A 15,226-nucleotide genomic window follows, 5' to 3' on the forward strand; every position below is an offset into this window, starting at 1 on the left:
GCCAGACGAGTGCGATGTGACATCGCGCTCGTCAGGGGGTGGTGGCGGGGGGTGGGGCGGTGGAGCCGCGGACGACGAGGTGGGTGGCCAGCTCGACGTGATGGGATGCGATGGTCTCGCCGGCAGCCAGGCGCAGCGCCGTCCGCAGCGCCACGCCGCCCATCTCGGCCAGCGGCTGACGGATCGTGGTCAGCGGCGGCGAGGCCATCCGTGACAGCTGGGCGTCGTCGAACCCGATCACCGAGAGGTCCTGCGGCACCCGCAGCCCGCGCAGCCGGGCCGCCTCGATGACCCCGAGGGCCATCTCGTCCGAGCCGGCGAAGATCGCCGTCGGTGGTTCGGGCAGATCGAGCACCGTAGAGGCTCCGGCCAGTCCGGTGGCGTAGCTGAAGTTGCCCGAGGTGACGTACTCCGAGGGCAGGGTCAGACCCGCCGCCTCGAGGGCCGCCCGTAACCCAGCGCCACGGGCCGAGGTGCAGGCCGCGGTGCCGGTGCCTCCCACGTACGCGACCCGACGGTGGCCGAGGCCGATGAGGTGATTCCCGGCGGACATCCCACCGGCGAAGTTGGTCGACCCGACACTGGTCAGCCGAGCCAGCTGCGGGTTCAGCGGGTCGATCACCACCACCGGGATCCGCGCCTTGTCGAGCGCGGTCAGGTGGGCGGTGGTCAGCTCACCCGTGATGGCGACGACCGCCGTCCGGCCGGCCGTGAGCAGCCGCCGAGCCCAGGCCGTCGGACGCTCGGTCACCGGCTCGTCCGCGGTTCGCGGTCCGCTGCTGGCGGTGATGGTGACGCCCAGTTCGAGCGCGGCGTCCAGCACCCCCTGCACCACTTCGGCGGTGTAGGCGTGCAGACCGTGGTCGAAGACGACCTCGACGGTCCTGAGCCGGGGGTCGGTGCGGCGGGGTGCCACGGCCACGTAACTGTGTTGCTGCAACACGTCCTGTACTCGGGCACGGGTCGACGGCGCAACGTCGCTGCGGCCGTTGAGCACCTTGCTCACGGTCGCCACCGACACCCCGGCAGAGGCGGCCACTGCCGCCAGCGTCGGGCGCCCTCGGCCCCTGACCTCGCTGTCCATCCCGTCCTCTTCCTTGCCTCTCGTGCGTGCCTCGGCTAGGTGGCCACGACGTCCACCGGCGTGAGCAACCGACGGTCGTGCCCGACCACCCGCAGCGGCCCGGTGAGCCGGAACGAGGCCCGGCAGAGCAGATTCTGCCCGGAGTTGCCCACCATGACCTGGATCTCGCCCGGCTCGACGACGCGTCGCAGGTCGCGGCCGGTGAACGCGGTGCGATCGGCGTGCAGCCGGAAGCTGACCCGGGCCGAGGCGCCCGGCTCGAGCGGCACCCGGGCGAAGCCCGCGAGCTGGCGCACCGGGCGCGTCACCTGAGCCAGGACGTCGTGCAGGTACAGCTGCACGACCTCGTCACCGCTGCGCCCGCCGGTGTTGGTCACCCGGACCGACACCGTGAGCTCTCCGTCGGTGGCCACCTCCTCGGCGTCCAGTTGGAGGTCGTCGATCTCGAACGTGGTGTACGAGTGGCCGTGGCCGAAGCCGAACAGCGGCGAGGCGTCCAGATTGCTGATCCCGGTGCTGTCGGGTGAACCCAGCGGCGGCTGCAGGTAGGTGCCCGGCTGCCCGCCCGGCCCCCGCGGGATCTGCACCGGCAGCTTTCCGCTGGGCTGGACCCGACCCGAGAGCACGCCGGCGATCGCGGTGCCGCCCTCCTCACCGGGCATGAACGCCTGCACCAGCGCTGCGGCTCGGCCGTGCACCGCGCCGAGGGCATACGGGCGCCCAGAGACCACCACCACGACGACAGGGGTACCGGTCGCCAGCACGGCCTCGAGCAACTCGGCCTGCACGCCCGGCAATCGCAGGTCGGCGGCGTCGCAGCCCTCGCCCGAGGTGCCCAGGCCGAACAACCCGGCGCGGTCGCCGACATAGGCGATGCAGACCTGCGCCCCGGACGCCGCGGCGACGGCCGCCGCGAAGCCCGAGCGGTCCTCGCCCAACACGTCGCACCCGCGAGCGTGGACGACGTCCGCCTCGGGTAGCTCGGTCCGCAGCGCGTCGACCGCCGAGGTCACGTCGATCCCCAGGCCCTTGTCGGCGTAGCGGGGCAGCACGTGGTTCGGGAAGGCGTAGCACCCCATGAAGGTGCGCGGGTCGTCCGAGCACGGTCCGATGACGGCGACCCGGTGCAGCGGCGGGCGCGCCTCGCCGTGCAGCGGCAGTGCCGTGCCTGGATCGAGCAGGACGATCGAGCGCTCGGCGAGTTCGCGGGCGATGGCGCGGTTGCCGGGGGAGTCGAGGTCGACCGCGAGGGCGCCGGCCACCGAATCCTGCGGCGTCCAGCCCGGGTCGAGCAGGCCCAGCTCGATCTTCTGGCGCAGGTGGCGAGCCACGGCCCGATCGATCAGCGCCTCGTCGAGGTCGCCGCGCCGCACCCAGTCGGCCAGGTGACGGTCGAAACCGAGGGTGTCGGGCAGCTCGACGTCGATCCCCGCCGCCAGGGCGATCGCCCCTGCCTGTTCGGTGTCGGCGGCCACCCGGTGCATCGAGGCCAGGAACGGCACCGCCCAGTAGTCCGAGACCACGGTTCCGGTGAAACCCCAGTCGTGGCGCAGGATCTCGGTGAGCAACCAGGGGTCCGCGCCGGCCGGTACACCGTCGATGTCGGAGTAGGAGTTCATCACCGAGCGGGCACCGCCGAGAGCGATCGCCATCTCGAAACTGGGCAGGATCAGGTCGAGCAGCTCGCGCCGTCCCATCGAGACCGGGCCGTGATTGCGCGCCGCGCGCGAGGCGGAGTAACCGGCGAAGTGCTTGAGCGTGGCGATCACCCCGGCGCCTTCGAGCCCGCGAACGTAGGCGGCACCGAGCATGCCGACGAGATAGGGGTCCTCGCCGATGGTCTCCTCCACCCGGCCCCAGCGGTAGTCGCGCACCACGTCCAGCAGAGGCGAAAGCCCTTGGTGCACACCGAGAGCGGCCATGTCGCGGCCGATCGCAGCGGCCATCCGCTCGATCAGGTCGGGGTCGAACGTCGCGCCCCAGGCGATCGCCGCGGGGAAGACGGTGGCGCCGTAGGCGGTGAAGCCGGTCAGGCACTCCTCGTGCACGATCGCCGGGACACCGAACCGGTTGCCCGCCAGGACGACGTGCTGCTGGCGCACGACCTCGGCCGCCCCCTGCGCGACCGAGACCGGACGGCTGCCGTAGACCCGGGTCAGCTGGCCCAGGCCGTCGCGGCTCGCCTGTTCCAGTGGCACCGTGCCGGAGGCGGCGAAGACGTCCTGCATCGGGGCGACGGTGAAGGTCGCCTCGTCCTGACCGTCGCCCGGCCGGACGACGGGGCTCGGGTCGGCACCGACGTGGCCGGCCTCGGGGGCGAGGTGCATGTCGTTGCCGGCCCAGCGGCTGCCCAGCTGCGCCACCTTCTCGTCCAGTGTCATCGCGGCCAGCAGCGCGGCCGTTCGTTCATCGATGGGACGGCGCGGATCACGCCATGCCTCGTCCGCGGTTCCGGGGGAGTCCGACCTGGCCTGGTCGTCGATCATCTGTGCGCCCTCCAGCTGAGACGCCCAGATATTTCGAAAAGTTTCGAGACGGGTCCGGGGCGCCGAGGTGGCTGTATCGCCTATGAGTGTTGCTCTTTGGACACGAGGACTTCAAGGGTATTGACAGTGTCATCGTCGAAACCTACGTTGACACGTACGGTGTATCTCGAAACATTTCGACACCGTCCATCGCGTCGGTTCCGTGATCACCCGGGCGACCTCACGGTCGTGGCACTCGGCATCACCCTGCACGGCAACCCGGACCAGCAGACAGTCCGCGGCCGGACCGCGGCTCTCATGACGGAGATCAGTGTGGACTCCAGGATGACCTCGCGGCGCAGCTTCCTCGCGCTGGCCGCCGGCCTGCCACTCACCGGCGCAGCCCTCGCCGCATGCGGCAGCTCCGGCCCGACACAGTCCAGCGGCAGTGCCTCGGCCGGCGGTGCCGCCGCCGCGGGTGGCGCCTCGTACTGGACCCTGACCGGGCAACCGCAGGAGGCGATCCGCAAGGCCACGGTCGAGCGGTTCAACGCGGCCAACCCGAACTCCAAGATCGCGTTGACGATGTTCCAGAACGACGCTTACAAGCAGAAGATCAAGACGGCGCTCGGCGCCGGCCAGGCTCCGACGATCCTGTGGGGCTGGGGCGGCGGCGGTCTGAAGAGCTGGGTGGATGCGGGCCAGGTCGAGGACCTGACCAGCTGGTTCGGCGAGAACGCTGCGGTCAAGGACAAGATCTTCCCGGCAGCCTTCGGCGCGGCGACGGTCAACGACAAGATCTACGCGATGCCGGGCGAGACGGTCACGCCGATCGTCCTGTACTGGAACAAGAAGGTCTTCGAGAAGGTCGGCGTTCAGCCCCCGCAGTCCTGGGGTGACATCTTGGCCCTGGTCCCGAAGTTCAACGCCGCAGGTGTGGCGCCGTTCTCTCTGGGCGGGCAGTCCCGCTGGACCAACATGATGTGGCTGGAGTTCCTCTTCGACCGGATCAGCGGCCCCGAGGTCTTCCAGGCCGCCTTCGACGGTGAGAAGGGCGCTTGGAGCAACCCGGCAGCCATTCAGGCGCTCACCGAGATGCAGAAGCTGATCAAGGCCAACGGCTTCGTCAAAGGGCTTCTCCTCGATCACCGCCGACTCCAACGCCGACCAGGCCCTGCTCTACAGCGGCAAGGCCGCGATGATGCTTCACGGCGCCTGGACCTACGGATCGATGAAGACCAGCGGCGGCGACTTCGTCACCGGCGGTCACCTCGGGTACATGAACTTCCCCGGCGTCGACGGCGGCAAGGGCGACCCGAGCAACTCGGTCGGCAACCCCGGCCAGTACTACTCGATCTCCGCCAAGGCCACCGACGCCGAGAAGGAGACGGCCAAGAAGTTCTTCAAGGACGCGATCCTGGACGCCGAGGAGCAGAAGGCCTGGATCGGCTCGGGCAACATCCCGATCGTCAAGGGCTCGGACAGCCTGATCGCCGGCGCCGACGCGGACTGGCTCAAGTTCCAGTACAAGATCGCCAGTGAGGCCAAGAGCTTCGTGCAGTCCTGGGACCAGGCGCTCAGCCCGACCGCGGCCGAGGTGCTGTTGGACAACATCGCCAAGTTGTTCCAGCTCTCGATCAGTCCGGAGCAGTTCGCCACGGCGCTGAACGCAACGATCGGCACATGACCGCGCTCGCTCCGCCCGCCGTGAAGGGCACCCGCTCCGCCACCCGCGGCGGGCGGAGCGGGTCGCTGGGCTGGCTGGTCATCCCCGCGCTGGCATTCTTCGTGGTCTTCGGTGTCGTCCCGTTGATCGGCGTCGTCGTCCTGTCGTTCACGCAATGGGACGGCATCGGCGCCATTCATCCGGATGGCCTCAACGCCTGGCGCGCCGTCCTGGCCGATCCACAGCTGGTGCACTCGCTGCTCGTGACCTTCGAGATCATGATCCTCTCGTGGCTGGTGCAGACCCCGGCAAGTCTGTTGTTGGGCACCTTCCTGGCGGGTCATCAGCGCTACCGCGGCGTCATGGCGGTGCTGATGTTCATCCCGTTGCTGCTGTCGTCGGCGGCGATCGCCATCACCTGGAAGGCGTTGCTGGACCCGAACTTCGGGCTCGGCGCCGGCCTCGGGTTGGCGTTCCTGCAACAGGACTGGCTCGGCAAGGACACCCTCGCCGTCGGCGTGGTCGTGTTCATCGTGTCGTGGCAGTTCGTGCCGTTCCACTCGCTGATCTACCAAGGCGGCGTCCGGCAGATCCCTCGCTCGATCTACGAAGCCGCCCAGATCGACGGAGCGGGGCGGGTACGGCAGTTTTTCTCGATCACGCTGCCGCAGTTGAAGTACACGATCATCACCTCCTCGACCCTGATGGTGGTCGGGTCGTTGACCTTCTTCGACCTGATCTTCGTGCTCACCGCGGGGGGCCCGGGTGATGCGACCCGGGTACTCGCGCTCGACATGTACAAGCGCGGCTTCATGGCCAACCTGATGGGGCCGGCCAGTGTGATCGCCGTGATCCTGGTCTTCGTCGGGCTCGGGATCGCCCTACTGCTGCGCCGCCTCGGTGGCACCGATCAGACCGACAGCATGTTGGAAGGTGCCTGACATGGCGCCGTCGACACCCGTGACCGAGCCCCGCATCGTCTCCAGCGGGACCAGTACCACCGCCAAGATCCTGCGGCTCAACTGGGCCGGCGGTCTCGCCGGCTGGGTGTGGCTGGTGATCGGGATGCTGCCGATCTACTGGATCGTCATCTCGAGCTTCAAGAGCCAGAGCAACTTCTTCGCCACCAACCCGCTCACCCCGCCGGACCAGTGGTCGCTCGAGGCCTACCGGCTGGTGATCGAGAGCGATTTCATCCGCTACTTCGCCAACAGTGTCGTCGTCACCGTGGGCGCCATCGTGCCGGCTGTACTGATCTCGTTCATGGCCGCGTTCGGGATCGTCCGGGGTGGCCACGGCTGGTTCCTGCGCATCTCGAACTCGATCTTCCTGATGGGCCTGGCGATCCCGCTGCAAGCGGTGATCATCCCGGTGTACCTGATCATCATCCGGCTGAGGCTCTACGACACCCTGACCGCGATGATCCTGCCCTCGATCGCGTTCGCGATCCCGTTGTCGGTGCTGGTGCTGTCCAACTTCATCCGCGACGTCCCGCGGGAGCTGTTCGAGTCGATGCGGCTGGACGGCTGCAGCGAGTGGGGCACCATGTGGCGCCTGGCGTTCCCGTTGACCCGGCCGGCCCTGGTGACGGTGACCATCTACAACGCCCTCGGTGTCTGGAACAACTTCCTGCTCCCGTTGATCCTGACCCAGAACCCCGAGCGGCGCACGCTTCCGTTGGCGCTGTGGACCTTTCAGGGCCAGTACGGCGTCAACATCCCCGCGGTGCTGGCCTCCGTCGTCCTGACCACGCTCCCGATCCTGATCTTCTACGCCGTCGGACGCCGGCAGTTGCTCTCCGGCCTGACCGCCGGCTTCAGCAAGTAGCATCACCGAGGGAGGGTCAGTCGGGCTGGAAGCGGTACCCCATACCCGGCTCGGTCAGCAGATGGCGGGGCCGGGCGGGGTCGGCCTCGAGCTTGCGGCGCAGCTGGGCCATGTAGACCCGCAGGTTGGTGGGCTGATCGAGGTAGCCGACGCCCCACACCTCGGTGAGCAGGTAGCGCTGGCCGAGCAGCTTGCCCGGCTGACGCACCAGGACCTCGAGCAGGTGCCACTCGGTCGGGGTGAGGCGCACCGTCTCGGTGGTGCCGTCCGGCAGGTCGCGGGTCACCCGGTGGGCTGCCAGGTCGACGCTCACGGCCCCCACCCGGACGACGGGCGTCGCCGCCGGCTCCGCGGCACCGAGCCGTCGGGTGATGGCGCGCATCCGAGCGAGCAGTTCCTCCATACCGAACGGCTTGGTCACGTAGTCGTCTGCGCCGGCATCGAGCGCACGCACCTTGTCGGCGCTGCCCGCCCGCCCGGACAGCACGATGATCGGGACGTCGGTCCAGCCACGCAGGCCGCCGATCACCTCCACTCCGTCCAGGTCGGGCAGTCCCAGATCGAGGACGACGAGTTCCGGCGGGTGCGCCGCGGCGATCCGCAGCGCGTCGGTGCCGGTGGCGGCCACGTGCACCTCGTGATCGCGAGCCCGCAGGTTGATCCGCAACGCCCGCAACAGCTGCGGGTCGTCGTCCACCACCAGCACCCGGCTCACGTCGGCTCACCGCGCTCGCGCCGTCCGGGTTCGACGGCGAGCAGGTCGGCGGGGGCGGCCGGCAGCGCCAGCACCATGGTGAGTCCACCGCCGGGGGTGTCCTCGGCCTCGAGGGTGCCGCCCATCGCCTCGACCAGACCGCGTGAGACCGCGAGCCCCAGCCCCAGCCCGGTCGAGTTGTCGGTGTCTCCCAGACGTTGGAACGGCACGAACATCCGGGAGCGCTCCTGCTCGGGAACCCCTGGCCCCCGGTCGATCACGCGCACCTCGACCTGCCCGGCGATGCTGCTGATCGCCACCAGCGGCGGCGTGTCGGCGGGGGAGTGGCGCACCGCGTTGGCGATCACGTTGACCAACGCCCGCGTCAGCAGCGCGCCGTCCGCCATCACGGCGGGCAGGTCCTCGGCCAGGCGCAGCCGCACGTGCTGCGCGTCGGGGCCGACCTCATCGAGCGCCGGGGGAACCAGGTCCTCGAGCCAGACCGGTTCGCCGGCCACGGTCAGCGCCCCGGCCCGCAAACGGGACAGGTCCAACAGATCGGCGACCAGCCGGCCGAGGCGTTCGAGTGACTGCGCAGCGGTGTCGAGCAGCTCTTGGCGTTCGGCCGGTGCCCACGTGACGTCGGAGCTCTGCAGGCTGCTCACGGCGGCGCGGGCCGCGGCGAGTGGGGTGCGCAGATCGTGCCCCACGGCGCCGAGCAGGGCATCACGCAGCTTCTGCCCTGCCTCGAATCGAGCGGCCTGTGCTGCCGCGCGCGCCAGCCGGTCGCGTTCCAACAGGCCCTGGGCCTGCGCGGCGAAGGCCCGCAGCAGGGTGCGATCTCCGGCGGCCAGGCCGCGCCCGGCGAGCGCCAACATCAGGTGATCACCGGCGGGCACGGTCACGTCGGCCTCCTCGGGCCGCCCGGGTGGCTGCGGCCCGCGCCCGGCCACCACGCGCCAGGTCGGCGTCCCGGCCTGTTCGAGCAGGCTGACCGAGGTCATGCCGAAGGCGGTGCGCAGGTGTTCGAGCAGGGCCGGCAAGGCCTCGTCGCTGCGCAACACCTCCTCGGCCAGGGTGGCCAGCGATCGAGACTCCGCCGCTGCCCGGGTGGCTCGCCCGGCCTGCGTCGCCGCCCGGTGCACGACCGTGCTCACCAGACCGGCCACCAGCAGGAACATGATCAACGTGATGACGTTGTGCGGCTCGCCGACCCGGAGCGTGTACACCGGCGGGATGAAGAAGTAGTTCAACAGCGTCGACGCCAGCACAGCGGCCAGCAGCGCCGGCCACAGGCCGCCGACCAGGGCGGTGATCACCACCGTCAGCAGCAGCAACAGGCTGTCCATCGCCAGGCCGGCCCAGCTTCCGGCGGCGCGCAGTGCCAGGGTCGCCAGCGACGGCATCACGAGCGCCAGCGCCGTCCCGTATCCCAGTCGCCGGGTCGAGAGCCCTCGGCGTAGCCGGGGGATGGCCCCGCGCCCGTCGTCCCGCGGCGTGGCGAGCCGGATGTCCAGCGGAGGAGTGACCGGCGAGGCGATCGCTGCCAGCTGCGTGTCCAGGCCGGCCGGCCGTTCGCCGTGGGCGAGGTGCTGCTGGGCGATGGTGGCCGCTGCCCACGCGAGGGCCACCTCGCGCAGGGCGGCCAGCACCTCCGGCCGGAACCCGGCGGCCTGCTGGGCATCGAGCTGCTCGGCGGTGAGCAACCCGCCGTGGGCGAGCCGGCGGCGGAGCGCGTGCGGCGGGATGTCCACCAGCTGCAGCTGATCGGCCTCGCGCAGGAGCCGGTCCGGCACGGCGCCGTCCGGGTCGGCTCCGGTGATCGCCCGCACCACCTCGGCCAGCGAGGCGATGTGGCGGACGTCGACCGTCGCCACCACGTCCAGCCCGGCGGCCAGCAGGTGCTCGACGTCCTGCCACCGGGTGGCACGCTCGGCGCCGGGCGGGTTCGCCCGCTGCAGGTCGTCGACGAACACCACGGCCGGACGTCGCGCGAGCACGGCCGCGACGTCGATCGCCGAGCCGTCGCCGACCAGCTCCACGCCGTCCAGGGCCTGGTCGAGCCGGGCGCGCCGGTGGGTGTCGACCGCCGCCAGGACGACGTCCGTGCCGCGATCGGCGCGCCGGTGGGCCTCGTCCAGCAGGGCATGTGTCTTGCCCGCACCGGGAGCCACTCCCAGGTAGACGCGCAACCGGCCGTGCCGCATGGGGTCCTCCTCGCCGATCACGATGCCAGGTCGCGACGGCCGATGCGGTGCGTCAGCCGGGCGTTCCGCAGCCCTAACAACATCCTTACGCGCGCAGGCCCGGTCCTTGCACCATCCCAACGCGGGCCTTCCTAGCGTGATCGGTATGTCGAACACGGTGAACCTCGTCAAACGGGTGCTGGTCGGACGACCGATGAGCAGTGACACCTTGGGCGAGACGTTGCTGCCCAAGCGGATCGCGTTGCCGGTGTTCGCCTCCGACCCGCTCTCCTCGGTCGCGTACGCCACCGAGGAGATCCTCAAGGTGCTCACCCTGGGCGCCCTGGCCTACCTGTACCTGACACCGTGGATCGCCCTGGCCGTGGTGTGCCTGCTGACTGTCGTGGTGATCTCGTACCGGCAGGTGGTGCACGCCTACCCCGGCGGGGGAGGCTCCTACGAGGTGGTCAGCCAGAATCTCGGCGCCTCGGCCGGCATGGTGGTCGCCGCGGCGCTGATGGTCGACTACGTGATGACCGTGGCGGTCTCGGTGGCCGCCGGCGTCGACAACATCATCTCGGCGGTGCCCGGGCTCCACACCCATCGCGTGCTCCTGGCGGTCGGGATGGTCGTGCTGCTGACCGCGATGAACCTGCGCGGAGTCCGCGAATCAGGTACGGCCTTCGCCCTGCCCACCTACCTGTTCATCGCCGGCATCATGATGATGATCATCTGGGGTCTGGGGAGTGCCCTGTTCGGACACACTCCGGTCGCCGAGAGTGCGGACTACACGATCCGCGCCGAACATGCCGGACTGACCGGGCTCGGGCTGCTGTTCCTCGCCCTGCGGGCGTTCTCCTCCGGGTGCACTGCCTTGACCGGGGTCGAGGCGATCAGCAACGGGGTGCCGGCGTTTCGTCCGCCCAAGGCACGCAACGCCGCCCGCACCATGGCCGCCATGGGCATCATCGCGATCACGATGTTCGTCGGGATCACCGTCCTGGCCGTGGTCGCCAGGGTGAAGGTGGTCGAGCACCCCTGTGACATCGTGAACTTCCCGGGGGATTGCACCGCCGAGCCGCAACGCACCGTGATCGCCCAACTGGCCTCGGCCATCTTCGGCGGCGTGCACAGCCCCTTGTTCTACTACGTGCAGGCCACCACGGCCCTCGTGCTGGTGATGGCGGCCAACACCGCCTACAACGGCTTCCCGATGCTGACCTCGATCCTGGCCAAGCACCGGTTGATGCCACGCCAGCTGCGCAACCGGGGCGACCGGCTCGCCTTCAGCAACGGCATCGTGATGCTGGCACTGATCGCCGGCGCCTTGTTGGTGGCGTACCAGGCCTCGGTGACCCGATTGATCCAGCTGTACATCCTGGGGGTGTTCACCTCCTTCACCCTCAGCCAGATCGGCATGGTGCGGCACTGGAATGGCGATCTCGCCCGGGTCACCGCACCGGGAGTGCGTCGCCAGATCATGGTGGCTCGATCGATCAACGCCGTGGGGGCCGTGCTGACCGGGATGGTGCTGGTCATCGTGATGATCACCAAGTTCACCGGTGGCGCCTACCTGGTCGTGATCGCCGTCCCGATCCTCGTGGTGATGATGCGGGGCATCGCCCGGCACTACGACCGCGTGGCACGCGAGCTGAGGGCGCAGCCGCGCGGCAGCCGGCTCCCGAGCCGGGTGCATGCGGTGGTGTTGGTCTCGACGATGCACCAGCCCACGATCCGGGCGCTCGCGTACGCGCGAGCCACCCGGCCGTCGACGCTGACCGCGCTGACGGTGCGGGTCGACCCGGACGAGACGGAGGCGCTGACTCGGGAGTGGATCGCCGCTGACCTGCCGGTGCGGCTGACCATCCTGGACTCGCCCTACCGCGAGATCACCGAACCGATCATCGACTACATCGCCAGCATCCGTCGTGAGAGTCCGCGCGACCTGGTGGCGGTGTTCGTGCCCGAGTACGTGGTCGGCCGCTGGTGGGAGGAACTGCTGCACAACCAGAGCGCCCTGCGGCTGAAGGTTCGGCTGCGGTTGCGCGGTGGCGTGATGGTGACCAGCGTGCCGTACCTGCTCGACGCGGTCGGTGAGGACGAGGAGCTCGCCACAGGCCAGACCACCCAGACAGCCCAGACAGCGTCCCCGCTGTCGGTCACGACAGCGTCCCCGGTCTCCGGGACCGCCCACCACCCGAGCACCCCCGAGCAGACCGCCGAGTCAGCGCAGCCGGCCGACACCTCACCGGCGGGTGAACGCACTCCGGTCGTGACACGCTGAGGCGATGACGAGCCATCAGGGGCCAGCGCACGGTCAGATCGGGTACCTGCAGCTCCCGGCACTCGACATCGCCCGGTCGGCGACCTTCTATCAGGAGGTGTTCGGCTGGACGGCGGAGCTGACCTACGGCTCGTTCGAGGCGCCTGGCCCGGGTGGGCAGGGGCTGATCGGGCAATGGACGACGGAGCTCGCCCCGGGGGGCCACGGCGGGCCGGTGCTGTGGCTGGCGGTCGATGATCTCGGACCGGCGCTGCAGCGCGTGGTGCAGGCCGGGGGCCGGGTACACGACCGCCCCCGGCGAGACCAGCGAGCGCGGTGGCTGGTCGAGGTCGACGACCCGGCCGGCAATCGGATCGGCCTCTTCGCCCTGGCGCGCACCGCCCGCTCCCAGACCCTGATCGCGGTGCGCGACGTCGAGGCCTCGAGCCGGTGGTACCAGCACGTGCTGGGGCTGGTGAGTGACCACGGTGGGGCGGAGTACGAACGACTGCTGGCCGATGGTGTCCTGGTGCTGCAACTGCACCAGCGGGAGGTCGATCACCATCACGGTCCGGTGGTGGCCTCCGACGGGCCGGTGGGCAACGGCGTCCTGCTCTGGTTCGGCGAGGTCAGCGACTTCGACGAGGTGGTGACCCGGCTGGCTGACCTGGGCGCAGAGGTGGTGCGGGACGTGCACCGGAATCCGCCGCCCGGACAGGGCAACGGACCGGGTCACCGCGAGATCTGGGTTCGCGATCCGGACGGCTATACCGTGGTGGTCGCCAGCCCCGACGGAGAGGCCCTCGAACCGTGACCAACCTGCACTTCGCCGACTACGACGCGCTGAGCTTCGACTGCTACGGCACCCTGATCGATTGGGAGACAGGCATTCTCGCGGTGTTGCGGCCCTGGGCCGACGCCGCGGGTCTCACGGTGGACGACGAGAGCCTGCTGACCGCGTTCGGTGTGCAGGAGTCGCGGGTGCAGGCCGAGGCCCCCTCGACCCTCTACCCGGACGTGCTGGCGCTGAGCCTGCGCGGGCTGGGTGAGCAGTTCGGTGCACCGGTCAGCGACGCCGACGCCGACCGGATCGCAGCATCGGTGCCGGACTGGCCCGCCTTCCCCGACTCCCCGGCAGCGTTGGCGGCCCTGGCCGAGCGCTATCAACTGATCATCCTGTCGAACGTCGACCGCACCTCCTTCGCCGGATCGAACGCCCGGCTCGGGGTTGAGTTCACCAGCATCCTGACCGCGCAGGACATCGGCTCCTACAAGCCCGACCCGCGCAACTTCGCCGCCCTGGACGCGGAGCGACGGCGCCTCGGCATTGCCGACGGACGCCTTCTGCACGTGGCGCAGAGCCTGTTCCACGACCACGTTCCGGCCCAACGCGCCGGCCTGACGACCGTCTGGATCAACCGCCGCCACGACAACCCCGGCTGGGGCGCCACCCCTCAGGTGTCCGCCGGGGTCACTCCGGCCGCCACCTACCCGTCGATGGCCGCCTTCGTCGAGGCGGTACGCGCGGAGCCCACCACCCCCGCGTCAGCCGGGTAGGGCATCGCCGGCGCCGAGCCGGGCACGGTCGGCGGCCGCCCGCCCAGAGGCCCAGCCTTCTCGGTCGGTGACCCGCGCACCGGAACTCAGCCGCAGTGCCGGGAACAAGACCTGGCTGGCGGCCGCGACGGCATCGGCGCGCGAGGCCAGGACCGGTAGCAGGTTGGGTGCGCCCGCGGCGGCAGCCTCGGCGGTCTGCTGTTGGGTGGCCTCCGTGAGCCGTTCTCCGATCCGGGAGGCGTAGGCGACCAGGAAGGACTGGCGGAAGCCGCGAGTGCGCGAGCGGCCGTACCGATCCGTCTTCGAACCCTCGCGGGTCATCGCCGCGGTGGCCTGGACCAGCAGTGACGTGAACAGCACCTCGACCAGGTCGAGGTCGGTCGGGAACCCGATGACGGTGACGAAACCGAACTCCTTGGTCCACACCGCACGGCAGTTGTTCGCTGCGGCCACCGCGTTGAGCAGCGATGTCTTCGGGCCTTCGTACGGATTCTCGATGCCGATCCGACGGGCGCCCGGTTCGTCGGACGGCACCCGGCCGGTGGCAGCCAGCAGCGCGTGGTCGATCGAGTGACGGGCCATCAACGCTTGGGCTCCGGCGGTGAAGGTCTCGGCCTCGGCGGGGTAGTCGGTCGACTCGGCCTTGGCCAACAGTGCCCGAACCCGGGTCAGCACCCGCTCGTCGACACCGGCCGCTCGGGCGGTGGCCGCGGCGGTGCCCGGGATGGGGCAGGTGAGCTCGATCCGGGGCAGCCGTGCCCACAGATGGCCCAGCTGCAGCGCGGTGCGGATCACGCTCTGCCAGTCGTGGGGATGGGCACGGGCGAACGAGGTGATTGCCGTGAGCTGGGGTTCCCACCAGACGGCGAGCACCTCCGCCGCGATCTGGTCGGCCCAGCGACGGTCGATGGTGGTCGGTGCGTAGCCGGCGAGTTCGGCGGCCATGAGGTCGCGCGCGAGGAGCAGATGCGCGGCGTCCAGGTGTCGGCCGACCAGGCGGACGACATCGGCGGGCTGCCAGCCGCCGCCCCAGAGCGCCGTGACGAGCCCCAGCAGTCGGTCGAGCAGTGTCCGTTCGACCTGCGGACGCCAACCGGGCGCCGTTCCGTGGGCCAACCGGGTGACCGTCGTCTCGAACGCATCGTGACGGTGAGCATCGAGCTGATCCATCGACCGGTCGAGCAGCTCGGTGACCTGCTCGGCCACGGTGGGCGGCGGGACGCTCGCCCGAGCTCTCGTGCCCGCCGCCGTCTCTGCTGCGGCCAGCTGACGAAGGAACTCCTGCAGCTCCACGTCACCGGGTGCGGGAACCGGACGCCGTCCGCTGCCGGACCCCTGATGCGCCCGAGCCCGGGTCTTCTGCTTGATCCGGCGTCGCTCGCGATTCGCCTTGCCCATGGTGCCTCCTCGTCACACCCACCAACTCGATTCCGCCGCAACGCTATCGGCCACCCCCGACAACCTGGCCATGCTCCGCAGCCGCC

General features: G+C 70.2%; 10 protein-coding genes and 1 pseudogene. 6 read left to right on the forward strand and 5 right to left on the reverse strand.

What is annotated here, in order from left to right; all coding sequences use genetic code 11:
* Positions 1–31: 31 nt before the first annotated feature.
* Together IPK24_19300 and IPK24_19305 are read right to left on the reverse strand one after the other, a co-directional pair.
* Positions 32–1,084, reverse strand: coding sequence for a LacI family DNA-binding transcriptional regulator (locus IPK24_19300; protein ID MBK8077654.1), 1,053 nt, complete (start codon positions 1,082–1,084; stop codon positions 32–34).
* 35 nt (positions 1,085–1,119) lie between these two features.
* Positions 1,120–3,465, reverse strand: coding sequence for a glycoside hydrolase family 3 C-terminal domain-containing protein (locus IPK24_19305; GenBank protein MBK8077655.1), 2,346 nt, complete (start codon positions 3,463–3,465; stop codon positions 1,120–1,122).
* A 402-nt stretch (positions 3,466–3,867) separates the two neighbouring features.
* Between IPK24_19305 and IPK24_19310 the strand changes: the two are divergent.
* The 3 genes and pseudogenes from IPK24_19310 to IPK24_19320 all read left to right on the forward strand — a co-directional run bounded on the left by IPK24_19310 (position 3,868) and on the right by IPK24_19320 (position 7,042).
* Positions 3,868–5,236, forward strand: a pseudogene (locus tag IPK24_19310) (extracellular solute-binding protein).
* The gene (locus tag IPK24_19315) at positions 5,233–6,156 is read left to right on the forward strand and encodes a sugar ABC transporter permease (protein MBK8077656.1); all 924 of its coding nucleotides are present in this window, start codon (positions 5,233–5,235) and stop codon (positions 6,154–6,156) included. Before IPK24_19310 ends, IPK24_19315 begins: the two are co-directional and overlap by 4 nt.
* 1 nt (position 6,157) lies before the next feature.
* A complete protein-coding gene (locus IPK24_19320; protein MBK8077657.1) occupies positions 6,158–7,042 on the forward strand; it encodes a carbohydrate ABC transporter permease in 885 nt (294 codons plus the stop codon).
* A gap of 16 nt (positions 7,043–7,058) precedes the next feature.
* Here IPK24_19320 and IPK24_19325 read toward each other — a convergent pair whose 3' ends face one another.
* Complete coding sequence (locus IPK24_19325; protein ID MBK8077658.1) at positions 7,059–7,757, reverse strand: response regulator; 699 nt, start codon at positions 7,755–7,757, stop codon at positions 7,059–7,061.
* The gene (locus IPK24_19330; GenBank protein MBK8077659.1) at positions 7,754–9,943 is read right to left on the reverse strand and encodes a DUF4118 domain-containing protein; all 2,190 of its coding nucleotides are present in this window, start codon (positions 9,941–9,943) and stop codon (positions 7,754–7,756) included. The genes IPK24_19325 and IPK24_19330 overlap by 4 nt, the downstream gene beginning before the upstream one ends.
* A 145-nt stretch (positions 9,944–10,088) precedes the next feature.
* Here IPK24_19330 and IPK24_19335 point away from each other — a divergent pair, with 145 nt between their 5' ends.
* Genes IPK24_19335 through IPK24_19345 form a run of 3 tightly spaced genes read left to right on the forward strand, consistent with a single transcriptional unit; the run spans position 10,089 to position 13,742 of the window.
* The gene (locus IPK24_19335; GenBank protein MBK8077660.1) at positions 10,089–12,206 is read left to right on the forward strand and encodes an APC family permease; all 2,118 of its coding nucleotides are present in this window, start codon (positions 10,089–10,091) and stop codon (positions 12,204–12,206) included.
* 4 nt (positions 12,207–12,210) lie between these two features.
* On the forward strand, positions 12,211–12,999 hold the full coding sequence (locus tag IPK24_19340; protein ID MBK8077661.1) for a VOC family protein: 789 nt from the start codon (positions 12,211–12,213) through the stop codon (positions 12,997–12,999).
* Between the two features lie 5 nt (positions 13,000–13,004).
* On the forward strand, positions 13,005–13,742 hold the full coding sequence (locus IPK24_19345) for a haloacid dehalogenase type II (GenBank protein MBK8077662.1): 738 nt from the start codon (positions 13,005–13,007) through the stop codon (positions 13,740–13,742).
* Here the strand turns inward: IPK24_19345 and IPK24_19350 are convergent.
* Complete coding sequence (locus IPK24_19350) at positions 13,731–15,140, reverse strand: DUF2786 domain-containing protein (GenBank protein ID MBK8077663.1); 1,410 nt, start codon at positions 15,138–15,140, stop codon at positions 13,731–13,733. The genes IPK24_19345 and IPK24_19350 overlap by 12 nt on opposite strands.
* Positions 15,141–15,226: the final 86 nt, after the last annotated feature.

This window comes from Kineosporiaceae bacterium (genome assembly GCA_016713225.1).
GTDB lineage: Bacteria > Actinomycetota > Actinomycetes > Actinomycetales > Kineosporiaceae > JADJPO01.